General features: G+C 62.9%; 20 protein-coding genes. 7 read left to right on the top strand and 13 right to left on the bottom strand.

Annotation, left to right across the window (positions count from 1 at the left end; all coding sequences use genetic code 11):
* The first annotated feature begins 98 nt into the window (after positions 1 to 98).
* On the top strand, positions 99 to 1,877 hold the full coding sequence (locus tag ACJ0G7_RS10725) for an FAD-dependent oxidoreductase (RefSeq protein ID WP_407396114.1): 1,779 nt from the start codon (positions 99 to 101) through the stop codon (positions 1,875 to 1,877).
* Here ACJ0G7_RS10725 and ACJ0G7_RS10720 read toward each other — a convergent pair.
* From ACJ0G7_RS10720 to rpmG, 3 genes are read right to left on the bottom strand one after another with little or no spacing between them, the layout of a single operon-like run.
* The gene (locus ACJ0G7_RS10720) at positions 1,853 to 3,907 is read right to left on the bottom strand and encodes a ribonuclease catalytic domain-containing protein (protein WP_407396112.1); all 2,055 of its coding nucleotides are present in this window, start codon (positions 3,905 to 3,907) and stop codon (positions 1,853 to 1,855) included. The two genes, ACJ0G7_RS10725 and ACJ0G7_RS10720, sit on opposite strands and share 25 nt — an antisense overlap.
* A gap of 10 nt (positions 3,908 to 3,917) precedes the next feature.
* Entirely contained in the window at positions 3,918 to 4,139 is a 222-nt protein-coding gene (gene rpsR, locus ACJ0G7_RS10715) for a 30S ribosomal protein S18 (protein WP_006041316.1), read from the bottom strand.
* A 38-nt stretch (positions 4,140 to 4,177) separates the two neighbouring features.
* Complete coding sequence (gene rpmG, locus ACJ0G7_RS10710) at positions 4,178 to 4,372, bottom strand: 50S ribosomal protein L33 (protein WP_043691141.1); 195 nt, start codon at positions 4,370 to 4,372, stop codon at positions 4,178 to 4,180.
* Positions 4,373 to 4,488: 116 nt separating this feature from the next.
* Between rpmG and pheT the strand changes: the two genes are divergently transcribed.
* Positions 4,489 to 6,930: a phenylalanine--tRNA ligase subunit beta gene (gene pheT / locus ACJ0G7_RS10705; RefSeq protein WP_407396111.1), complete on the top strand. Its 2,442-nt coding sequence runs from the start codon at positions 4,489 to 4,491 to the stop codon at positions 6,928 to 6,930.
* On the opposite strand, the gene rlmD is transcribed toward pheT, so the two are convergent.
* Positions 6,920 to 8,323 carry a 23S rRNA (uracil(1939)-C(5))-methyltransferase RlmD gene (rlmD, locus tag ACJ0G7_RS10700; RefSeq protein WP_043691138.1) on the bottom strand — a complete coding sequence of 468 codons (1,404 nt, stop codon included), beginning with the start codon at positions 8,321 to 8,323 and terminating at the stop codon, positions 6,920 to 6,922. The two genes, pheT and rlmD, sit on opposite strands and share 11 nt — an antisense overlap.
* Before the next feature lie 80 nt (positions 8,324 to 8,403).
* On the opposite strand from rlmD, the gene ACJ0G7_RS10695 reads away from it, so the two are divergent.
* Positions 8,404 to 8,898: an allophycocyanin subunit alpha-B gene (locus ACJ0G7_RS10695; RefSeq protein ID WP_043691136.1), complete on the top strand. Its 495-nt coding sequence runs from the start codon at positions 8,404 to 8,406 to the stop codon at positions 8,896 to 8,898.
* A gap of 493 nt (positions 8,899 to 9,391) precedes the next feature.
* The gene (locus ACJ0G7_RS10690; RefSeq protein ID WP_371257642.1) at positions 9,392 to 9,979 is read left to right on the top strand and encodes a YqhA family protein; all 588 of its coding nucleotides are present in this window, start codon (positions 9,392 to 9,394) and stop codon (positions 9,977 to 9,979) included.
* Between the two features lie 10 nt (positions 9,980 to 9,989).
* On the opposite strand, the gene ACJ0G7_RS10685 is transcribed toward ACJ0G7_RS10690, so the two are convergent.
* Positions 9,990 to 10,952 carry a molecular chaperone DnaJ gene (locus ACJ0G7_RS10685; RefSeq protein ID WP_407396110.1) on the bottom strand — a complete coding sequence of 321 codons (963 nt, stop codon included), beginning with the start codon at positions 10,950 to 10,952 and terminating at the stop codon, positions 9,990 to 9,992.
* A gap of 63 nt (positions 10,953 to 11,015) precedes the next feature.
* A complete protein-coding gene (locus ACJ0G7_RS10680; protein WP_407396109.1) occupies positions 11,016 to 12,587 on the bottom strand; it encodes a DUF3370 family protein in 1,572 nt (523 codons plus the stop codon).
* A 162-nt stretch (positions 12,588 to 12,749) separates the two neighbouring features.
* Here ACJ0G7_RS10680 and ACJ0G7_RS10675 point away from each other — a divergent pair, with 162 nt between their 5' ends.
* Entirely contained in the window at positions 12,750 to 12,935 is a 186-nt protein-coding gene (locus tag ACJ0G7_RS10675; RefSeq protein WP_043691129.1) for a hypothetical protein, read from the top strand.
* Here ACJ0G7_RS10675 and ACJ0G7_RS10670 read toward each other — a convergent pair.
* The 3 genes from ACJ0G7_RS10670 to ACJ0G7_RS10660 form a co-directional block, all read right to left on the bottom strand.
* Positions 12,920 to 13,516: a sigma-70 family RNA polymerase sigma factor gene (locus tag ACJ0G7_RS10670; RefSeq protein ID WP_407396107.1), complete on the bottom strand. Its 597-nt coding sequence runs from the start codon at positions 13,514 to 13,516 to the stop codon at positions 12,920 to 12,922. The genes ACJ0G7_RS10675 and ACJ0G7_RS10670 overlap by 16 nt on opposite strands.
* 145 nt (positions 13,517 to 13,661) lie before the next feature.
* Positions 13,662 to 14,513: a DUF4922 domain-containing protein gene (locus tag ACJ0G7_RS10665; protein WP_407396105.1), complete on the bottom strand. Its 852-nt coding sequence runs from the start codon at positions 14,511 to 14,513 to the stop codon at positions 13,662 to 13,664.
* Positions 14,503 to 15,441: a SpoIID/LytB domain-containing protein gene (locus ACJ0G7_RS10660; protein WP_407396104.1), complete on the bottom strand. Its 939-nt coding sequence runs from the start codon at positions 15,439 to 15,441 to the stop codon at positions 14,503 to 14,505. Before ACJ0G7_RS10660 ends, ACJ0G7_RS10665 begins: the two co-directional genes overlap by 11 nt.
* Before the next feature lie 72 nt (positions 15,442 to 15,513).
* Here ACJ0G7_RS10660 and ACJ0G7_RS10655 point away from each other — a divergent pair, with 72 nt between their 5' ends.
* Positions 15,514 to 16,242, top strand: coding sequence for an SDR family oxidoreductase (locus ACJ0G7_RS10655; protein ID WP_407396103.1), 729 nt, complete (start codon positions 15,514 to 15,516; stop codon positions 16,240 to 16,242).
* On the opposite strand, the gene ACJ0G7_RS10650 is transcribed toward ACJ0G7_RS10655, so the two are convergent.
* Positions 16,224 to 16,619, bottom strand: coding sequence for a DUF2237 family protein (locus ACJ0G7_RS10650; protein WP_043691124.1), 396 nt, complete (start codon positions 16,617 to 16,619; stop codon positions 16,224 to 16,226). The genes ACJ0G7_RS10655 and ACJ0G7_RS10650 overlap by 19 nt on opposite strands.
* 111 nt (positions 16,620 to 16,730) lie before the next feature.
* On the opposite strand from ACJ0G7_RS10650, the gene ACJ0G7_RS10645 reads away from it, so the two are divergent.
* Complete coding sequence (locus tag ACJ0G7_RS10645) at positions 16,731 to 16,961, top strand: hypothetical protein (RefSeq protein ID WP_043691123.1); 231 nt, start codon at positions 16,731 to 16,733, stop codon at positions 16,959 to 16,961.
* Between the two features lie 24 nt (positions 16,962 to 16,985).
* On the opposite strand, the gene ACJ0G7_RS10640 is transcribed toward ACJ0G7_RS10645, so the two are convergent.
* Genes ACJ0G7_RS10640 through ACJ0G7_RS10630 form a run of 3 tightly spaced genes read right to left on the bottom strand, consistent with a single transcriptional unit; the run spans position 16,986 to position 21,838 of the window.
* The gene (locus tag ACJ0G7_RS10640; protein ID WP_043691119.1) at positions 16,986 to 17,258 is read right to left on the bottom strand and encodes a DUF4090 family protein; all 273 of its coding nucleotides are present in this window, start codon (positions 17,256 to 17,258) and stop codon (positions 16,986 to 16,988) included.
* A 25-nt stretch (positions 17,259 to 17,283) separates the two neighbouring features.
* The gene (gene metH / locus ACJ0G7_RS10635; protein WP_407396101.1) at positions 17,284 to 20,868 is read right to left on the bottom strand and encodes a methionine synthase; all 3,585 of its coding nucleotides are present in this window, start codon (positions 20,866 to 20,868) and stop codon (positions 17,284 to 17,286) included.
* Between the two features lie 58 nt (positions 20,869 to 20,926).
* Positions 20,927 to 21,838, bottom strand: a complete 912-nt coding sequence (locus ACJ0G7_RS10630) for a branched-chain amino acid transaminase (RefSeq protein WP_043696481.1) — start codon at positions 21,836 to 21,838, stop codon at positions 20,927 to 20,929.
* Positions 21,839 to 21,845: the final 7 nt, after the last annotated feature.

Genomic DNA, 21,845 nt, shown 5'->3' with positions numbered 1-21,845 from the left:
GACCATCCTCTGCAGCACCTGATGACGCGCTCCTCAGAACTGGATGACAGGAGCCTGCAGGCCGGGCTCGCCGCTCTCCACCCAGGCGGCGACGCGTGATGTCCTGGGATGTCGTTGTCTGGGGAGGGGGAACCGGTGGTTGCGCAGCCGCTGTTCAGAGTGCCCGGACCGGGGCCTCCACCTTGCTGCTGACCCCAGGTCACTGGTTGGGTGGAATGCTGAGCGCCGCCGGCGTCAGTGCACCCGATGGCCATGAACTCAGTTGCTGGCAGACCGGCCTGTGGGGCGCTCTGATCCGTGACCTGCAGCCGAGGGTGCCGGAGGGTCTCGATCAGAACTGGGTGAGTTGCTTCGGATTCCGGCCTGACCAGGCGGAAGCGGTTCTTCAGGAGTGGGTTGCAGCCGAGGAGCTGCTGACCTGGTGGCCGGGAACCACTCTGCTGGATGTGGGCCGCCGCGCGGATCGTATCGATGCTCTGACGGTGCGGTATGCCGACGAGAGCATCAGCCTCACTCCGGAGATCGTTGTCGATGGCAGTGATCTCGGTGATCTGATGGCACGGGCGGAGGTGCCGTTCCGCTGGGGCTGGGAGCCCAGGGAATGCTGGAACGAACCGAGTGCACCACCGCGGCAACAGCTGTCCAGCGATCCGTTCTTCCGGCGTCAGCCGGTGCAGTCGCCCACCTGGGTCGCGATGGGACAGCTCACAGAGGCTCGTTTGCCCGTGCAGCCGTTGGTTGAACCCCAGGAGCCCTTCCGGGGCTGCCTCGAGACCTTCGGACTGGAACGCACCCTCACCTACGGCCGGCTGCCCGGGGGACTGGTGATGCTGAACTGGCCGAAACAGGGCAATGACTGGCACATCGATCTGGGCAGGTGCATCAGTCCAGATCCGAAGGAGAAAGACGACCTTGCCGTCGCGATGCGGCGTCATAGCCGCGCCTTCCTGGACACATTGCGGGCCTGCTCCGGCGGAGCGCTGGAGGCAGGCTCCGCCTTCCCTGGTCCGTCCCCCGAGTTGGCGCTGATGCCCTACTGGCGGGAGGGACGTCGCCTCGTCGGCGATGCGGTGGTCACCGAATGCGACCTGCTGCCTGTGGCGGCTGGTCGGCGCGGTCCCCTGCCTCTGGATGCCTCAGGGCGTTGCACCAGCATCGCCGTGGGCACCTATGCCAATGATCATCACTACCCAGGAGAGGACTGGCCGTTGGCTCCGAAGAGCTGCCGCTGGGGCGGCCGCTGGACCGGAACCCCCTTTTGTGTGCCGCTGGCTGCCCTGGTGTCCAGGTCGGCGCCCAACCTGCTGATGGCGGACAAGGCCTTCAGCGTCAGCCACATGGCCAACGGAGCCACACGCCTGCAACCTCTGATGCTCAATCTCGGGCAGGCGGCCGGACTGGCGGCAGCCCTTTCCATCCGCAGAGCCACTGTGCCGGCCGAACTGCCGGTGGAGGCCGTTCAGCACGCCCTTCTGGAGGATCCGGTCGCTCCGGCGGCGGTCCTTCCGCTTTGGGAATGGCCGAGCTGGCATCCGGACTGGGCTCAGGCCCAGCGCCGTGGCCTCTGCCATCCGGATGCCGTCGATGAGCAGGGAAACCTGCACCCGGCACAGGTCAGCGACCTGTCGCGTCCGCAGCCTGACGGCGCCCCATGCCCCGGGCCTGCCAGACGGTTCAAGGGCAGGTTGTTTCACGGCCCGGATGGCGCTCTTCGACTCAGTTGCGGCCAGGGGGATCAGACCTTGATCACCCTGGAACCGGCGGTGAATCAGCGGTTGATGGCCATGCGCGACGCTGAACCCGTGGAACTGATCGCCGCCGAGAATCCATGGGGGCCCTGGCTGCGCGTGATTCAGGTGCTCGATGCCTCCAGCTGAATGCGCAGCTCGCCCTGATCCGCATCCACATGCTGGATCCGCATCTGCAGAGACTGCCCCGGGTTGGGATCGACCCCTTCCGCCACACCCACCAGATCCATCGCCAGGTCCGCGACATGCACCAGCGCCAATCGATCCTGGGGCCGCAGCCAGCGCAGGAAGAGCGCTCTCCAGGTCTGCTCGCGATGCATGCTCAGCCAGACCTGCTGCCAGTGACGCTGGTCCTCCCGACTGATCTGAATCCCCTGTCGCAACGGTGAGTCCAGATCCCCGATCAGCTCACCGATCCGGTCCTTGTCGAGCGGTGTCTGGCCTTCAAGGCTGGCGATGAGCTGTCTGTGGCTGAGCAGATCCGCGTAGCGCCGGATCGGGGAGGTGGCCTGGACGTAACTGGCCAGGCCGAGACTGAAATGGGGCATTGGGGTGGTGCCCTGGACGCCACGGCTGAGACAGCGCTTGATCGCAGCATCACGGGCCGGCCCCTCGGGAAGTGCCTGCAGCTCGGCCGGCGAAGGCAGCTCTGCCGGAGGTTGACTGCGGAAGGGCAGTGCCAGATCGTGTCGCACACCGAAATCAGCCACCACGGCCCCCATCAGCAGCATCGCTTCGCTGACCATCCGTCTGGCGGCCGTTGGTTCGATCACCTGGAGTGCCGGACCATCCTCCAGACGTCGGAACCGCCCTTCCGGTCGATCGAATCCGATCGCCCCCTGACGTTCGCGCCACTGCTGGCGACGACGCAACAGCAGCGAGAGATCGGCAAGATCCTCATCCCCGGGCGGGGCCAGTTCGATCAGTTCATCACCATCGTCGTAGCTGAGGCCGTAGCGAGGTCGAACCCAGCTTCGGCAGATCCTGCTCTCCTGCACCGCACCCTCTGCGTCGAGCCGAACGCCGGCACTCAGGGCAGCGCATCTCTGACCGGCCCGCAGGCTCAGCACGTCGGCGGCGAGGCTGAAAGGGAGCATCGGTCGCACCCCTTCCGCCAGATAGAGACTTGTGGCCCTGCGCCTTGCCTCCAGATCCAGTGGGCTGTCCGCTTCGATCAGCCGTGCGGGATCAGCGATGTGGATCCAGATCCAATCTCCCCGGGGATCGCGCATCAGGGAGAGGCCGTCGTCGATCTCGCGTGTGCCGCTGTCATCCAGCGTGTAAACCCGATGATCGGTGAGATCCAGACGCATGGGATCCCCCGGTTGAGGGCGTTCCGAACACCGTTTCAGGTCTTCTGCCGCTTCCAGCAGCTCCGGTTCGAACGTTGCCGACCAGACACTCCCCCGCAGCCCTGCCGGTTGATCCGGATCGAGCAGGTCCCGTTGCATCAGCCACTGCCTCAGGCTGCGACGCGATGCCTCGATCGAGAGTTGCTGCATCTGTTCGCAGGCATCCGCATCGGCGAGCAACTGGCGTTCATCTCCAAGCGCCAGCTCCTGCAGTCGTTCAAGAGTTCTGCGCCACTCCGGATCAAGCTGTTCGCGCAGATCGGCGGTCAGCGGTCGCGGTGAACGCAGCAGATCCAGTTGCCGCTGCTGGTGTTGAAGCAGCAATCTCTGCTGCTTGTTTCTGCCGCGCTGGCGCTGGATCTCCGTGAGTGGGCGCACCTGCAGCGAACGATCCCGTCGCAGCCGGAACCACAGCTGCGGCCCATGCAACCAGTCCCAGAGCGCCGCGATGGAAGCCAGGGTCACGGAGGCCATCACCAGATCGGCGAGTTCCACCAGGGACAGGCAGGGCAGATCGTCGTCAGAACCGTTGTGATCGCTGATCAGCAACCACCAGGTTTCCGCCACGGCTCGCGCACTGACGCCACAGTCCTGAATGGCTTCAGGCGTCGGCAGGGGCTGCCGTGATGCAGCCGGCTCCAGCCCTGCGATCACCGTCAGATCCCTCTGAGGCAGTTCCTGGTCGCGGCGCTGACCGCCGAATCCGATACTCGCTCGGCTGCCCCTGGAAGACAGAACACGACCGATCAGGGGCTGTCCCCTGAGGACGAGCCCGACAATCGCGTCTGTCTGGATGGCTGGCTTCAACGGTGGCCGATCAGCCTTCGGGATTCACGAACGGCAGCAGCGCGACGATCCGCGCACGCTTCACAGCATTGGTGAGATCACGCTGCTGTTTGGCTGTCAGACCGGTGAGACGGCGAGGGAGGATCTTGCCCCGCTCGGTGATGAATTTCTTGAGCAGATCCACATCCTTGTAATCGATGGGATCGCCTGGCTTGATCGGAGAAAGACGCTTCTTGAAGAAGGAGCTGGACATGAGTCAGGAACGGATGGAAGGAAGGCAGGCCTGCAAGATCACTTGATCTCCTTGTGGAGCGTCATCTTGTTGCAGTGGGGACAGAACTTCTTGATCTCCAGCCGTTCGGTGGTGTTCCGGCGGTTCTTCTCTGACGTGTAACGGGACACGCCAGGGGAACGCTTGGCGGGATTGGACCGGCATTCGGTGCACTCGAGAGTGATCACGATCCGGACGCCCTTGTTCTTGGCCATAAAGGACGTTGCGCCGCAGTGCGAAGCGGATTGACAAACAAAGAGCTTACCCGCTGATGCCGCTGGGACCTCCCACCGACGCTTCTTAGGATCACGCGCGCTTCCTGCCTTCCCCCATGCGGGTCTCTCTCTCCTGGTTACAGCAACTGGTCCAGGTGAACGATTCCGTCGATGCACTGGCGGAACGTCTCTCCATGGCAGGGTTCGAGGTGGACGAGATCGATGATCTGAGCGCCCGGGCCCGGGGGGTTGTGGTCGGGAAGGTGATCGAACGGGAGAAACATCCCGATGCCGACAAACTGAGTGTCTGCCGTGTTGATGTCGGAGCAGCGGAGCCGCTCCAGATCGTCTGCGGTGCCGCCAACGTCCGCGCCGGGATCCATGTTCCGGTGGCCAGGGTCGGAGCGGTACTGCCGGCAGTCAATCTCACCATCAAGGCCGGTGAGCTGCGTGGCGTCGCCAGCAACGGAATGATCTGCTCCCTGTCGGAACTGGGGCTGGAGAACGACTCCGACGGCATCGCCGTTCTGGATGATCTGGTGGAGGCAACGCTCGAGCCTGGTGCTGCGGCGGCCTCTGTGCTGGGTCTGGATGACACCGTGCTCGATCTCGCGATCACCGCGAACCGGCCCGACGGTCTTTCCATGGTGGGCATCGCCCGTGAGGTCGCCGCCCTCACCGGCGCTCCGCTCAACCTTCCGGCCCTCACGCTGAATCCGGATCACCAGTCGCTGAACACCTCCGAGGCCAGTGACGCGGCCATGCGACGGGGTGGTCTCTATGGCCTGACCTCGATCGAGGGCATCGACGGTTCCGTCAGTTCACCCGCATGGGTGAAGGATCGCCTGGAACGCGCCGGCATCAATCGCGTCAATGCCGTGGTCGACGTCACCAACGTGGTGATGCTCGAGCAGGGCCAGCCCCTGCATGCCTTTGACGCTGATGCCCTGGAGCAGCTGACCGGCCAGCCGGTGGATGCCGCCAGCTTCGGACTGCGACAGGCCCGTGAGGGCGAAGCGTTCACCGGACTGGATGACCGAGAGCTCGTCCTCGACCCGAGGGCACAGGTGGTGACCTGCCACGACCGTCCGGTGGCTCTGGCCGGGGTCATCGGCAGTCGCGAGAGCGGCGTCACCGAGGCGACCCGGCGCATCTGGCTGGAATCCGCGATGTTCACGCCCTCCTCCGTTCGAGAAACGGCCCGGTCCGTCGGCCTGCGCACCGATGCCAGCGCCCGTTTCGAGAAGGGACTGCCGAAGGATCTCACCCTGGCCTGCAGCGTCCGTGCCGTTGAACTGCTTGAGGATCTGTTCCGTTGCCGGGTCACGGGGCGCTGGGTGTGCGGCGATGTGTCGCCCGAGTCGAAGCCTGTTCTGCTGCGACGTGAAGCCCTGCAGCGTCTGCTCGGATCACTGGAGTCGCAGGAGGAGGTCCGGCATCTGGAGGATGCGGAGATCGAACGCTGCCTGACGGCCCTCGGCTGTGAGCTCACGGCGATGGATGAAGGCTGGCAGGTGATCGCCCCACCCTCACGCAGACAGGATCTCTGCCGCGAAGTCGACCTGATCGAGGAGGTGGCCCGTCTCGTGGGCTTCGATCGCTTCGGTTCCCATCTGCCTGATCCGATCGTTCCGGGACGCCTCACACCGACCCAGCAGGCCGAACGCCGTCTGCGTCGTCTGTTCAGTGGCTGTGGTCTTCAGGAGATCACCACGCTGTCGCTGGTCGGTCCCAGTGAAACGGAACACCGGATCCCGCTCACGAATCCTCTGCTGGCGGAAACCAGCCACCTGCGCACCAACCTCTGGGAAGAACACCTTCAGGTCTGCGTTCGCAATCTGAAGGCGTCCCAGACGGGTTGCTGGATTTTCGAGCTCGGTCACACCTTCAGCGGCCGAGCCGATGCCGTCGACCAGTCCGCTTCTCTCAGCGGCATGATCTGCGGCGAACGTCGACTGGAACGCTGGTCCAGCAGCGGTAAACCCGTGCACCTCGATTATTTCGAGGCACGTGGCGTCCTGGGCGAGGTGATGCAGGCGCTGAAGCTGGAGATCAGTGACCGTCGACTCGACAGCGACGCCCGTCTGCACCCCGGCCGTGCGGCGACGCTGATCCTTGAAGGTCGACCGTTCGGATGCTTCGGGCAGCTGCATCCCGCTCTGGCCGAAGCCCATGATCTGCCGGAGGCCACCTACCTGTTCGAACTGGATCTCAGCCGCGTTCTCGAGGCTGCGACCCGCAGCAACCGCTGGGTGACAGGGTTCCGTCCATTCCCGACGGTGCCCTTCAGCGAACGGGATCTGGCGTTGGTGGTCGATCAACAGTGTCCATCGTCCGATCTGATGCAGGCCATCCGCAAAGCCGGAAAGCCGTTGCTGGAACAGGTGGAGCTCATCGACCGCTTTGAAGGCGATCAACTGGGAGCCGGCAAGGCGAGCCAGGCATTCCGTCTGCGCTACCGCGGCAAGTCAACGCTCAAGGACGAGGAGGTGCAGCCGGTGCACGACAAGATCCGGAAGGCCCTGGAGAAGCAGTTCGGGGCTGAGCTCAGGAGCTGATGCGTTTCAGCAGCGCCAGGCTTTCCAGGTGGCTGGTCTGCGGGAAGAAGTCAATGGGTTGGAGACGTTCCAGCCGGTAGCAACCGGACGGCCCGACCAGCCGGCGCAGATCCCTGGCCTGCGTGGCGGCATCACAACTGAGATAGGCCAGCAGCGGTGGTGGAGATCCGAGGATCGCTTCGATCACTCGATCGTCCAGCCCACGTCGCGGTGGGTCCAGCACGAGGCCATCACAGCCGGCCAGTGCCTGGCCGAGATGGTCAGCGACATCCCCGGCGACGAACCGGCACCGGTCGTGCAGCCCGTTCATCCGCGCGTTGCTGCGGGCCTGTTCGATCGAATCCGGATTCAGTTCCACCCCCACCAGATCAAATCCGGCTGCAGCGAGAGGGAGGCTGATGGTGCCGATGCCGCAGTAGGCGTCAACAAGACATCCCGAGTCGAGTTCAGCGGCGAACCAATCGCGGATGAGGCCGACGATCCGCTCGGCCTGGGGGGTGTTGATCTGGAAGAAGGTGGTGGTGCCCAGGGAGAGGCTCAGCCCGCAGAAGCGTTCTTCGATGCAGGGGCTACCGCCGAGCAACCGTGTCTCCGCTCCGAGGATCAGGTTGCTGCGTTTCGGTTGCAGGTTCAGGGTCACCCCACGCACGCTCGGCCAGCGGCTCAGCCAGCGGGTTGCCAGTTCCCGGAGTCCGGGCAGATCCTCGCGGCTGCTGATCAGGCTGATCAGCACCTCCCCGGTGTGATGACCGATGCGCAGGCCCAGATGGCGCAGGCCATCACGGCCCTGAAGATCATGATCAGCGGGAAGAGCGCTGCGCTCCAGATCCCGTTTGAGCGGCTCCAGCAGAGGGTCCAGCCGTGCATCAAGCACCGGACAGCGATTCAGATTGACAATCCGATGGCTGCCGCGACGGAAATACCCCATGCGCAGACGTCCATCCGGTTCCCGTCGCAGCGGAATCAGTGCCCGGTTGCGATAGCCGAGACAACGGTCACGATTCACCAGCACGGCTTCGGGCTCGTGGGAGAGCGACCCGACGCGCTGAAGGGTCTGCTCGAGTGATCGTTGTTTCCACTGCGTCTGAGCGTCGTCCTGCCAGTGCTGAAGAGTGCAGCCTCCGCAGTCCTTCGCCAGGATGCATGGACTGGATCGCCGTTCGGGGGAATGGTGCTGCAACTCCAGTCGACGACTGAGCCACTGAGCCTTCTGACGTTGTTGCAGCTGAACCCTGGCCCGCTCTCCGGGAAGCAGATCCGGGACCACCACGACCCAGGAGTTCCAACGGGCCAATCCACGACCTTCACGGTCAAGGTCGATTGCCTCGAGATCGACGATCAGACCGGGACGGGGAACCTGCGGGTCCTGATCGTGTCCGTCGCAGTCAGGCATTGCAATGGCGTAACACCGGGCTCTGCATCAGCGGAGGACCCACGTGAGACCACTAAACTCCACTGAGCCTGTTCTGTTCCATGAGCGTCGTCCGGGATCTCATCCTTCAGGCAGATGAGGATCTGCGGTATCCGACCAGCGGAGAACTCCGCTCGATGGTCGACTTTCTCGGCCAGGGTGCCATGCGCATCTCGGTGGTCAGGGTGCTGACCGACAACGAGAAGAAGATCGTGGATGAAGCCGCCAAACAGCTCTTTCTGCGCAAGCCTGAGTACGTGGCACCCGGCGGCAACGCCTACGGCCAGCGTCAGCGTGCACAGTGTCTGCGTGATTACAGCTGGTACCTGCGTCTGGTGACCTACGGCGTCCTCGCCGGCAGCACTGAAATGATCCAGGACATCGGTCTGGTCGGTGCCCGTGAGATGTACAACAGCCTCGGGGTCCCCATGCCCGGAATGGTGGAAGCGATGAAAACGATGAAGGCCGCAGCCCTGTCACTTCTTTCTGAGCAGCAGAGCATGGTGGCTGGTCCGTACTTCGATTTTCTGATCCAGGGGATGCAGACCTCCACCTGATTCATCTCCCCCGTCTCAGTCGAGACACGGCCCTGGTCGCATGATGCGTCCAGGGCTTTTTTTATGGGATTGCCAGGCTTGCTTGCGATTCCCTGGCAAGACTCGGCCTAAGACTTATGTCTGGTCCTGGATGCGACGCATGATGGGCGTGATTGGTCGCTTTTGGTGATTTCAGGCTTGCGTATCTGTGTCTACAGCAGGTACGCAAGCCGTCTGATGCCCTTCGTCACTGGGTTCCAGAGCGGCCGTTCAATCTCTGGACCGGACGTGGACGCTGCTATTAAGCATCACAATCAGAATTTTCTGAGGGCGACTGTTGTTGTCGAGGATTGACAGGTTGATGCGGGTGAAATTATGCAAAAACCATTGTTCATTCTTACTCGAGAATCTCGCATGAGACTCTTACATGGTCTCATGACGGGACTAGGGCAGGAGTGCTGCGATGGCTTAGCGCTGGCGCTTCACTAGTCTTCGCTGAGCTTTGATCCGGTTCGTGCCGACCACACTCCTTGAACGACGTTTCGAGCGCATGATCTGGCGCTTCCGGCTGATCAGCATTGTGCCAGTGCTGCTGAGTCTGCTTGGAAGCATTGGTTGCTTTGCGATTGGTGCCAGCGAGGTGCTCTCGGCGTTCTGGCGTTTGCTGAGTCACCCGATCGGCAGTTCGTCGTTGCAGGCCAAATCGATTGCTCAGATGGTCGGAGGTGTGGATTACTTCGTGATCGGTATCGCTTTGCTGATTTTTGGATATGGCATCTATGAGCTCGTGATTTCAGACCTGGACCCCCGCCATGAAGGTGATGATGAGCAGCACGCCAATCTGCTCTCGGTCAGCAGCCTGGAAAGCCTGAAGCACAATCTCACCAACGTGATTGTTGTGGCTCTGATTGTTTCCGCTTTCAAGAAGATGATCGACTTCGAGGTCAACAACTCTCTGGAACTCCTGGCGCTCTGTGGCTGCGTCGCCATGCTCGCTCTCAGCGCCTGGTTGATCGTTCGCAGCCACTCGGAAACGGAATCAATTCAGTCTCGGCCGTCTCGCAAGAGGCGCTCGCCGAGACTTGCCATGCGTCGCAGATGAGACGCATGATCTACCTCTGGCGGTATAGCTCCCGGAGCAGGCGGTAGGCCTCATTCAGTCGGCGCATCGATTCGGTTGAGCCACCGGCGTCCGGATGCTCATCGAGGGCGCGGGTCTTGTAGGCCTCTCGGATCGAGTTCAGCGTCACCGAAGCTCCAGCCTGCGTTGACAGGCCAAGGAGTTTCAAAGCCCCATGCACGGTCATGGTCGACTCCAGAGTCTCGAAGGAGGTCACCTGTCGACTGCGCCGGAAGCGATTCACGAAACGCCGAACCAGCGTTGGCATGCGCTCCGCCAGGAACGCCGTTGCAAAGGGATCCTCCAGGGCACCGGCGACGACCATCACACGAGCGAGGGACGGTTCCGCAAGGTTCCATTCGGGGCAGAGCTCCTGAATCGCCGCGTTGGCCGCTGTCCAGGTGAACGGTCGCCCGTCGCTGGCATCAACGCTTGGCCAGAGGTCTCGGCCCAGCCAGAGCATCGCTGCTTCCACGACGGTCTCGCCGGGATCCTGGCCGTACAGAGATCGCCAATGTTCCTCAGCCGCCCCACCGGCCGCGATCAGATCGTCATGGCTGACCGGCGAGAGCAGAGGGTCCGCCTGAGAACGTCCAGACGGTCTGGGATCGGACAGGGACTCCTTCAGCTGTGTCGTGCGGCGACGCACGAAACCGGGCAGGTCAATACCGACTGACGCACTGGCACCTGGAGACGCCGACGATGGCAGCGAAGGCTCCGACGTTTCGTTCGCATCAGCCGTTCGGCCGATGAGAACCAGGCTGCTGGCATCGGATGAATCCTGAGGATCGTCGCTGGTCGATGGTTCGCTCGGCTGCGGAACCGGATCGGCGTCTTCGGCGTCCGCACTGCAGACGAGATCCTCCAGCAGAGTTTCCAGCACCTTGCCGCGGGAACGCACCCCGAACTCCTTCTTCAACCGGTCGAGGACGTCGACGTACCGTCCGGCCAGCATCAATGTGATCTGTCGTTTCGCGGACTCCTCGTCAGCCAATCAGACGACACTGCTGCCGGAAGGTTATCGACCCTGCAGGGTCCGCAGCCATTGCTGCTGTGTGCGGATCGCATCCGACTGCATCGCATCAACCGAAGGCACGATCGCCGGGATCGGTGGCGGCGGCGGCGGCGGTGGCAACGGCTGAGTCCTCTTGGTCGTGGGTTTCGGTTTCGATTGGCCAGCCGTCTTGGTCGGTGTCGTCAGATTCGGGGGAGGTGCCTTCGGGTTCACCTTGCGTGCTTTCTGCTCCTCAAGCTTCTTCTGTGCGGCACGCTGCTGTTCCTGCCGTCTGTGCAGCATCGCCAGTTGCTGCACAGGAACCACGCTGAGCAGGTGACCCGGTGTCGCATCGGCGGGGTAGACCAGGCTCACTTTCACCGGATTGACCTGCCCCTCTTTCAGGCGCAGGTCAGTGAGAGCGAGACTTTCCCCTGATTTCAGGCCGACATGCACCTCCTTGGCACCCTGATCCGATTCAATGCGGATGGACCCTCTGAAGGCCGTGAAGGGCTTCTTGCCTGAGACCACCGGATGGCTCATCACCAGTTGATGTTGTCCTGATCCGGACAGGTTCAGGGAGACGTCGTAGCGGACGCCGTAGGTCCCGACGTTGTCGAGAGCGGAATCGAGCATGCGTGTCGTCAACTGGTTGACCTGCACATCACGGGTTCCGAAGTTGTGACGCTCCGTGCTGGTGAGCGGCACATGCAGAGATCCGCGTCGCAGATCGTGCTTGATCGATGCCTGATAGGAATCCCCGAGTGCGACTCCGGCGACGCGCGAGAAGATTTTCCGTTGCTGAATCTCCCGGACCCGATCGAGATACACCCGTCCGGGTGCGAGGCGACCTGCATCGAGCACCGCGATCAGTTCAGCGTCCAGCTTGGTTTCCTCAGCAGCGATGACCGCCATCGTGAACGGTCCGTCGCTCCGTCCACGCAGCAACCCATTGGCAATGCCCCGTGCCGGCAGCACTGTGCTCACCACCACTGCCCGACCGCGGGCAGGAATCGTGATGCTGCGTTCAAGACGTCGATCCAGTTCATTGCGAAGCATCTGGACCGCCGTGGCGTCACCGGGGCCTGTGTTCCATGGACGTTTGCCCAGGGGCTTGACCCCCATCAGGTTGTTGGGGTGATACGGCGCCTCGAAGCTGTTCTTGACGGAGCCCCGATCGAAACGGAGGGTGACGGGACGTTTGCCGGGATTGGAGGCGATCAGGGCCAGTGTGAGCAGCCCGCGCTTTCGACGGCCGCCCAGCTTGTTCTTGTCGTCCGGGTAATACTTGTGGTGCATGTGAACGCCGAATTCACCCTCGAAGGTGTATTCCGCATTGCGCAGCGGTCGGTTGGTTTCCGCAGCGATGGCCGCCCCTTTCGCGGTGTCAACAAGAATCCCAGGCCCCGTGACGATCTCGGGCTGATTGGAGTGCAGAACCGGCACGTTGTTGAACCGACCGTTGAGGGCTCTCGCCCGCTGACCGGCCATCAGGGCGACGTAGGACCGCGCGGGCGTCGGCAGGCTCACCTCCAGGAGCGTGCCGGCACCGGTGGCCAGGATCAGAACCAGCAGTGAATCTCGCCTGATCGCCATGAACCAAGGTGCTCAGAGGCTTGCCGATTGATGCCGGCCTCCTCTGAAACCCACTCGACAGTGGCTAAAGGTAATGCGCCTGACATCCCTCGCCAAGCACATGCGTCCGGAACGCATCCACAGATCATTTCCGCCAGGATCATCACGGTGATTCCCTCTGAGATGTTCCCGCCCCTCTGCTGCGATTCCGGTGTTGATCAGGCCAGCCGCCGTCGCCATCACCAGTCCCGCAAGATGGCCATGCTGACCTTCTGGCGTGATGGTCTGGAGCGTCAGCTCGCTGCTGTCACCGCTGCGATGGACACCCTGCAGCGGCAGATCGATCGGGACGCTCAGTCTGATAGCTGACTTTGCTTCAGCGCTGCCGACAGGCTGCCGAGCCCGCGTTTGACGCGACGTTGAATCGTCATCGCCGAAACGCCGCTGTCTCTGGCGACTGCACGCAGAGAGGCCCCCTGCAGGACCACCCGCACGATCGCGTCCCGTTCCTGTCCGGGAAGATCGTTCAGAGCTTCGCGCACCTGGTTGCGTCGATCCTCTGCAACCAGATCAATCAGTTGGTCTTCACCTGAATCAGCGGCAACATCATCAAGGTCACACCATCGGGATTTGTTCCGATACCGCGCCACCATCAGCTGCTCTTTGGCATCCAGCTGATCGATCGGTTGCCGGCAGAGCCGCTGAGCCTGCTCCTCGACACGACGCGGAAGCCTTATCAGCGCTGATCGATCCCGCAGGTAATGAAGGATCGCACCGCGGATATGCGGTCGAGCGAAGGCCTGGAAGGGAACCGAGCCGCCGACCTGATAGGCCGACGAGGCCTTGATCAGCCCGAGCATCCCCACCTGGGTGAGATCCTCGCCGCATTGGCCGCTGCGCCTGGCGAAGCTGAGAGCGATCGGTCTGACCAGCTGGAGATGCTCCTCCACTCTCCGGTTGCGCCTGTGAATTGCTGTTGATGTCTTGATGGTGGGTTGTTTCGAAGGATCCGGGACGTCGTCGGCGACTCCCTACCTCCAGCGATGTCTCAATGACAGTCAGGCCGCATCCGTGATTCCACGGACGTTTCTGAAATCACGGATGGTTCCGCGCCACCTGTCGCAACAGCTCCTCCGGTCCCACCGCGTTCAGCCAGTCTCGATCAGAGCTCTCCGTGGCCAGCAGATATCCGGCGAAGCCGAGGGCGTTGACGCTGAAGCCGTGCACACCGTCTCTCGAGCGTCGCACCAGAGCCATCCAGTCCCTGCAGAGAAGGATGTTGTAGGGGTGCCGGGGCCTGTCCATCTCTTCGGGACTGCCGATTCCCAGGCTTCCGCAGAGGTTCCGGTACGTGGCGGAGAGTCGTTCGCCGCTGCAGGCGGCCGCGTCCATCGGTGCCACGGCGCAGCTCTGTTCCAGCAGATCACCATCCGACCGGCAGGGACGTGACGAGCGCATCCGGTACCAACGGTCCCGAGGACACACGGCCTGGCCGACATGCCTCGGCAACAGCTGCAGATGTCGATGCGGCTGACTGGCCCCTGCATCCGGGCCACTGTTGAAGAACCAGAGCCCGGTCGTGTCGCTGTCCACGGAGGCAAGAGCCTGCCAGTCCCGCTCCGTCAGCCATCCCGACTGAGGAGCCCACTCGGATGTGATCAGAAGCATGTGACCGATCTGGACCGGAAACTTGTTGAGAATCAGGGTGTGGTGCTCTCCGACCGAACGGACCGCCAGCCGTTGATCCCACGGTCGAAATGGATTCGGACGCGGACCCGCGGCCCGCAGGTGCTTCGGTGTGGTTCCGGTGAGATGCCGCAGCTCGAAGTCCAAGCCATCCGCCCCGGCCAGGGCGTGGACACTGGTGGGCAGCGGCACCAGCGCTGATGCCGCCAGAGCCGTCTCGCTGCAGGCCAGAGCCTGTTCCCAGATCTGCTCAGTTCCCATCGATCCGTAAGCGGGCCAGAGAAGCGCCCTGGTAATAGCTGCCGAGGATCTCGTTGTACTTCAGTCCCCTGGAGGCCAGCTCCTGCGCTCCCGTCTGGCTCATGCTGGCTCCGAGATGTCCGTGGGCCTCGGCACTGATGGTGCTGTTGGCGGCGTAGAGGCTCTCCACGATTCCTCCGTCGTAGCTGAGGATGATGCCCTGCGTGTCCCTGGCTGCCCTCAGCGTGCGCTCGCTGACGCTCTGATCTCCTGAAAAGACCTGCCACCGTGTCGTGTCACCCAGGTGGTAATCAGAGGAAGCGGGGCGGGCGAGATGGGCCATCGCGTAGGAGCGGGCGGCCACAGCCTGGGCCTTGAGTGCTTCCATCTCCCAGTAGGCCGGCATTTCCCCACCGACCACAGAGGCGATGTAGTCCTCCAGATCCAGTTCGTTCACCGCCAGCCAGCCCTCCCCACGGTTGATCAGGTGCAGGGCGTCTCCGTACGTCCTGTTGTTGATCCTCAGGCGCCCTCCCCGGCAGTGGAACTGGCCCGTCTGCCCCGTGCTGATGACGATCTCGAGCTGCTGACTGTCGAGGACGCGTCCGTCAGGAAGGCTGCAGCGGCAACCTGCGATGGGTGTCAGGGATCGGATCGGTGCCTGACTGAGGAGTGCCACACGGATGGGCAGCGTCACAGGGCCCTGGGGCTCCGGGATCTCCGGAACGATGCGTGGTCGCGTTGCCGTCGTGGAGGCGTCCCCTGCCGTGTTGAGTTGTTCAGCAGGGCGCGGGGGGGCCTGCAGCAGGTCCAGAAGCCGTGCGGACGTTGCGGCGGATGCACGGGGCTTGATGAAGGGACTGTCCGAGCGGCCCATCGACCATGCCCCGGCAAGGACCGCCCCAGTGATCCCTGCGAGCATGAGGGTGCGCTGTGGGGAGACCGGCACGGTGCAGCCAGGCTGGACCCCCGAATCATCGCCGAAATCACTTAGACGACACGGGCATTCAGAGCACCGATCGTGTCAACAGCGGATCCTGCCTCTTGGCGTGGCCTCGCCCTGGTCGTCGGGACCGGGGGGATCGGAACAGCGATGGCCTCCACGCTCCGCCGCAGATGTCCGGATCTCACGCTGCTGACCGCCGGTCGCAGTGGCCCCCCGCTTCAGGATCTGCGTCTGGATCTGGAGGATGACGATTCCCTGGATGCTCTGGCCTCACAGCTGGCGGAGACCGAACTGCCGCTGCGGCTGGTGTTCAACTGCAGCGGACGTCTGCACGGCCCTGATCTGGCTCCGGAGAAGAGGCTCCGCCAGGTTGAACGCCGACAACTCAGTGAACAGTTCGGCATCAATGCGATCGCTCCGGTTCTGCTGGCCAAGGCCGTGGAACCCCTACTCCGGCGCGATCAGCCCTTTCACTTCGCCAGTCTCAGTGCCCGGGTCGGAAGCATCACGGACAACCGCAGTGGCGGCTGGTATGGCTACAGGGCGGCAAAGGCAGCACAGAATCAGTTGCTGCGCTGCCTCAGCATCGAATGGTCGAGGCGCTGGCCACGGGCCACCGTCAGCCTGTTCCACCCCGGAACCACCGACACGGACCTGTCACGGCCCTTTCATGGTTTTGTCCCGCCGGAGCAGCTGTTCCCGCCTCAGCGGTCAGCGGACCATCTGGTGGACCTGCTGCTCCAGCAGACCCCTGAGCAGTCCGGGCAGTTTCTTGCCTGGGACGGTCAGGTCATCCCCTGGTGAGCATGTTCCTGGAGCTGCTCCAGGCTCACCACCGCCAATGCGGACTCCTCCGTTGCCTCGAGTCGCACAGGAGGGGCCATGCCGTCGTCGTAAGCCTGTTTCCAGCGCGGCGCGCAGACGCACCAGTGATCTCCGGGCTTCAGCCCGGGGAATCGGAAGGCCGGCACCGGGGTGGACAGGTCATTTCCCTGCGCCTTGCTGTACGTCAGGAAGGATTCGTTCATCACACAGCAGATGCTGTGCTGGCCGAGATCGGTGGGATCGGTTTCGCAGAAACCGTTGCGATACCAGCCTGTCATCGGCTGACAGCCGCATTGCACCAGGGTCTCTCCGAGAACGTTTCTGGTGGTTGAAGTTGCAGGGCTGCTGCTGGTCATCCGAACAGTCCAGGTGCAAGGAGTCTGCCGAAGGAGTGGCACATTTCGACGTCAGACGGTTGACGGACCCCTGGGGGAAGGCGTTAAAGGTCGTTCAGTCATGTCCACTCGATGGATTGGGAGTTCACCGAAGACGCCGCCTTTCTCGCGCTGTGCGACGCCTTTCGCGAGAGCGGTGAGAGCTCGGCGATCGAGTTCCTGGCCAACGGGGAGGGTGCGTTTCATTTTCAGGATCTGGCTCAGAATGCTGCCGGCGAAGGCATCGATCTGAGCGAATCGAATGCCCTCGACGAGTTTCAGCAGGAAGTGATCGACACCATGGAGAAGCTCTGCCAGGACTGATGCAACCGAGCTCGAAGGGAGCCTTCAGCTGAAGTAGAAGGCGATCTCCTTGGCCTTGAGGCCGTCCCAGCCGGCCTCGATCAGTCGCTGATTGAGAGCAGCCTGATCGAAATGCTTGGCGCCGGTCTTGACCACGCGGTTGCGCATGGACTTGAGCACACCGCTGCGGGCACGCTGGCTCTCCAGATCCATCACCTCGTTGTAGAGACTGAGCATCTCCTGGGGGATGGGGCTGCCGTCGAGATCAACGCCCGCCTGGATGGCGGCATCCACGCCGTCGGGTCCGGCAATCGCCATGGTTTTGGAAAAGAGGCGATTCAGGTTATGCGCTGAAATAGCGCGCCTGGCTGTGGATCGTCACGAGAGCGGTCGTGCTCTGTTCCGGTGCCAGCTGATCGCTGGCATCCATGGTCAGACCGATTCTCTCCGCATCGAGCCAGGCCAGTTGCTGCCTTGAATCGGCCACATTCGGACAGGCGGGGTATCCGAAGGAGTAGCGACTGCCGCGGTAGCGCTGCGCCAGAACATCCCGCAGAGGCATGTCGGAGGGATCGGCAAAACCGAGTTCCGTCCGGATCCGCGCATGCACCCACTCGGCCAGAGCTTCCGCCATCTGCACGGCGAGACCGTGGAAATAGAGGTAGTCGCTGTAGCGATCGCCCTGAAACAGGTCCTGGGCCACTTCACTGGCCCGTTCCCCCATGGTGACCGCCTGCATCGGCAGAACATCGGCCGGACGGCCATCAGATCCGAGGTCCTGGAAGAAGTCAGCGATGCAGTAACGGTTCCCAGAACGTTGACGGGGTAGATCGAAGCGCCCCAGCTCCTCGGCCCCGTTCACGTCGAAGACACGCAGGCTGTTGCCGTCTCTTCCGACGGGGAAATAGCCGTAGGCGACCCGCGGTGTGAGCAGCTTTTCATCCAGACAACGGGCCATCCACTGCTCCAGGACCGGCTCCGCCTTCTCAGCCAGCATCGCGTCGTACTCCTCACGGCTCTGCTGCTGGGTTTTGCGGATCTGCCACTGCCCGGCGAACAGAGCATTGCGATCCAGGTACGGGAACACCTCTTCAAGTGCGATCTGACCCTCGTCCAGCAGAGCCGAACCCAGGAAGGGAGGCGTCGCAGCCGGCTCGGCAGGCACCGCCTCCGAGCGTTCGGTGCTCACCGGGGTCTGAGGCTGCTGGGGAGTGTCCTTCGGGGCTGAACTGCCGTTGCTGCTGGTCTCCTCGGCTTCCGGCTCGTCCAGCCCGACACCCTGCGGTGCTCCGTTCAGAAATCCGGTGGTGTTGCTCCAGCCGTCCTGCCCCTTCGCCTCCATCAGCGCATCCATGAAACGCAGATCAGCGAAGGCATCCCGTCCGTACACCACCTTGCCGTTGTAGACCTCGCGGCAGTCCTTCTGAACGAACCGAGGCGTCAGTGCAGCGCCTCCGAGAATCACGGGAACGTCGATGCCCGCCTCATTGAAGGCGCTGAGGTTGTCCTTCATGAAAGCGGTCGACTTCACCAGAAGGCCGCTCATCGCGATGCAGTCGGCCTTGTGTTCGTGCTGCGCCTCAATGATCGCTTCACAGCTCTGTTTGATGCCGAGATTGACGACCTCGTAGCCATTGTTGGTGAGGATGATGTCCACCAGGTTCTTGCCGATGTCGTGCACATCGCCTTTGACGGTGGCGATGAGGAACTTGCCCTTGCTGCTGCTCTCTCCCTCGCTCTTCTCCATGTGCGGCTCCAGGAAGGCCACCGCTGATTTCATCGTCTCGGCGCTCTGGAGCACGAAAGGCAGCTGCATCTGACCGCTGCCGAACAACTCACCCACCACCTTCATGCCGTCCAGCAGGAAGGTGTTGACGATGTGCAGCGGCTTGTAGCTGGTCAGGCCTTCCTTCAGGGCCGTTTCCAGGCCGATCCGCTCACCATCAATGATGTGCTGCTTGAGACGTTCTTCCACCGGAAGGTCGGCCAGGGATGGTCCGGATGCCCGCGCTTCCTTGGCGCTCACACCCTCGAACAGCTTGGTGAGCTCGGTGAGGGGGTCGTAAACGCAGATGCCGTCGTCGAAGCGACGCTTGTCGTTGATCAGATCACGGCACACCGTCTGATGGTCTTCGCTGATCTTGATCAGCGGCAGGATCTTCGCTGGGCTGACGATCGCGGCATCCATGCCGGCCTGGCAGCAGTCGTGAAGGAAAACGGAGTTGAGCGTGATCCGTGCGGCAGGTGAGAGCCCGAAACTGACGTTGCTCACCCCCAGCACCACATGCACGCCGGGGAGGTTCTCGCGGATCAGCCGGATCGCGTCGACGGTGGCCTTGCCGTTGAGTCGGTCCTCCTCGATCCCGGTGGAGATGGGCAGGGCCAGAGGGTCATAGAAGATCTCCTCAGCAGGAATGCCGAACTCCAGGGCATCGCGGTACGCGCGCTGGGCGATGGCGAACTTCTGCTCAGCGGTCCGGGCCATGCCGTCTTCATCGATGGTGCCGACAACGACACCGGCGCCATAGCGGCGTGCAAGGTCAAGCACCTTGAAAAAGCGCTCATCCCCGTCTTCGTAGTTGGTGGAGTTGAGGATGCACTTGCCACCGGCCACCTTGAGGCCGGCTTCCATCTTCTGCCACTCGGTGGAGTCAAGCATCAGCGGCAGGTTGACGTTGGTGACCAGACGGCTCACCAGTTCGTGCATATCCCGCTCGCCGTCGCGTCCGACGTAGTCGACGTTGACGTCCAGGACGTGGGCGTTCTCCTTCACCTGACCGCGGGCCACGGAGACCAGTCCGTCCCAGTCCTCCTCCGCCAGCAGCTCTCGCACTTTGCGGCTGCCGCTGGCATTGAGTCGCTCTCCGATGATCAGGAAGGAGTTGTCCTGGTGATACGGCGTGATTCCGTAGATCGAGGCCGCGGACGGCTCACTGCTGCGACGGCTCCGTTCCGCCGGTTTCAGTTCCGCGGAGAGCTCCGAGAGTGCGCTGATGTGGGCAGGTGTGGTGCCGCAGCAACCGCCGATCACCTGCACTCCCAGGTCCTCCACGAAGTGCATCAGCTGCATCTTCAGTTCCGTCGGCGTCAGACGGTAATGAGCCACACCGCCGATGTTCTCCGGAAGCCCGGCATTGGGAATGCAGCTCACGGTGAAGGGTGAATGCTCCGAGAGGTAGCGGATGTGCTCTTTCATCTGCTCCGGTCCCGTCGCGCAGTTCAGCCCGAGGATGTCGATGGGAAATGGCTCAAGGATCGACACCACAGCGGCGATGTCGGACCCCACCAGCATCGTGCCGGTGGTCTCCATGGTCACCGACACCATCAGGGCACGACGTTCACCGGCGGCTTCGAAGGCCTCCTCGATTCCCTGCAGTGCCGCCTTGATCTGGAGAACGTCCTGACAGGTCTCGACGATGAACAGATCGACATCGCCGGCGATCAGGCCCTCCGCCTGTTCCCGGAAGGACGCGCGCATCGTGTCGAAATCGATGTGGCCGAGGGTGGGCAGTTTGGTGGTGGGTCCCATGGAACCGGCCACGAAGCGCGGTTTCTCGGCGGTGCTGTACTGATCCGCCATCTCCCGGGCGAGTTCCGCCGCCTTCTTGTTCAGGGCATGGGCGTGATCCTCCAGGCCGTATTCGGCCAGAACGATCGAGGCGGCACCGAAGGTGTCGGTCTCGATCACATCGCATCCCGCCTCCAGAAACTGGCGATGCACCGCCTGAACGGCATCGGGCCGGGTGACCACCAGGTTCTCGTTGCAACCCTCCAGTTCCAGACCGCCGAAGTCATCAGCCGTCAGATCCATCTGCTGCAGGCTGGTTCCGGTGGCCCCGTCGAAGACGAGCACGGGACGTCGTGGACCGTTCAGGTGGCTGAGAAAACGGGAATTCGCCACGGATGTGGTGGTCACCGTCGCTGCCATGGAACCCTTCCAGTAGTCGCCGACTCTAAGAAAAGTCCGTGGCGAGCATCCCTCGAACTCAGATGCTGATCCGGGTCACCCAGTGCTCGAAGGCCGGATCCCGTCCCTCGGTGATCGCGACCAGTCGGGTGCGGAGCGACTCCATCACGGGCCTGTCGGTGCCGAGGGTGGTGGATTCGATCTGGCGGATGGGAGTGATCTTGGCGGCTGTACCGGTGAGGAACACCTCGTCGGCGATGAACAGCTCCGTCTTGTCGACAGGCCTCTGGATCACCCGGATGCCCATGGTTTCCGCCAGTTCGATGACGCTGGCCCGGGTGATGCCCTCCAGGATGTCCTGTTCGACGCCAGGCGTGATCAGCTCGCCATCGCGCACGAGGAAGAGGTTCATGCCGCTGGCCTCGCTGACCTTGCCGCGGCTGTTGAGCAGCAGCGCTTCGTCGAACCCGCTCTGCACTGCTTCGGTCTTGGCCAGAGAGCTGGTGATGTAAGCGCCGCTGATCTTGCCCCGCAGGGGCAGGGAGCGATCCTCCTGGCGTGTCCAGCTGCTGATGCGACAGCTGACTCCCTCCGGTGAGAGGTAGTCGCCGAGCGGCAGGCCATAGATGAGGAAGTCGGTCTCGATCTGATGCAGCCGGGGCGCGATGCCGAGATCGCTGGTGTAGACGAAGGGCCGCAGATAGATCGGCTGCTGAGGTTTGTTCGCCTGCAGCATGGCGGTCAGTGCAGAGAGGATCGTCTCCTCGCTGAGCTCTGTGAGCAGCAGACGGGCACTCTGACTGAGCCGGCGAGCATGGCGATCGGCCCGGAACAGCAGCATCGTGCCGGCCTGAGTGGGGTCGGGGATGGCCCGCATGCCGCCGAACGCTCCAGTGCCGTAGTGCAGGGCGTGGGTGGCGATGGAGATCCTGGCGTCCTCGAAGGGCACGCACTGTCCCTGGAACCAGGCGTAGGGCAGGAACTGATGCATCACTGTG

This window comes from Parasynechococcus sp. (assembly GCF_045559935.1).
Classification (GTDB): Bacteria; Cyanobacteriota; Cyanobacteriia; order PCC-6307; family Cyanobiaceae; genus Parasynechococcus.
The sequence above is the reverse complement of the archived record's forward strand: the minus strand, read 5'-3'. Positions and strand labels throughout refer to the sequence as shown.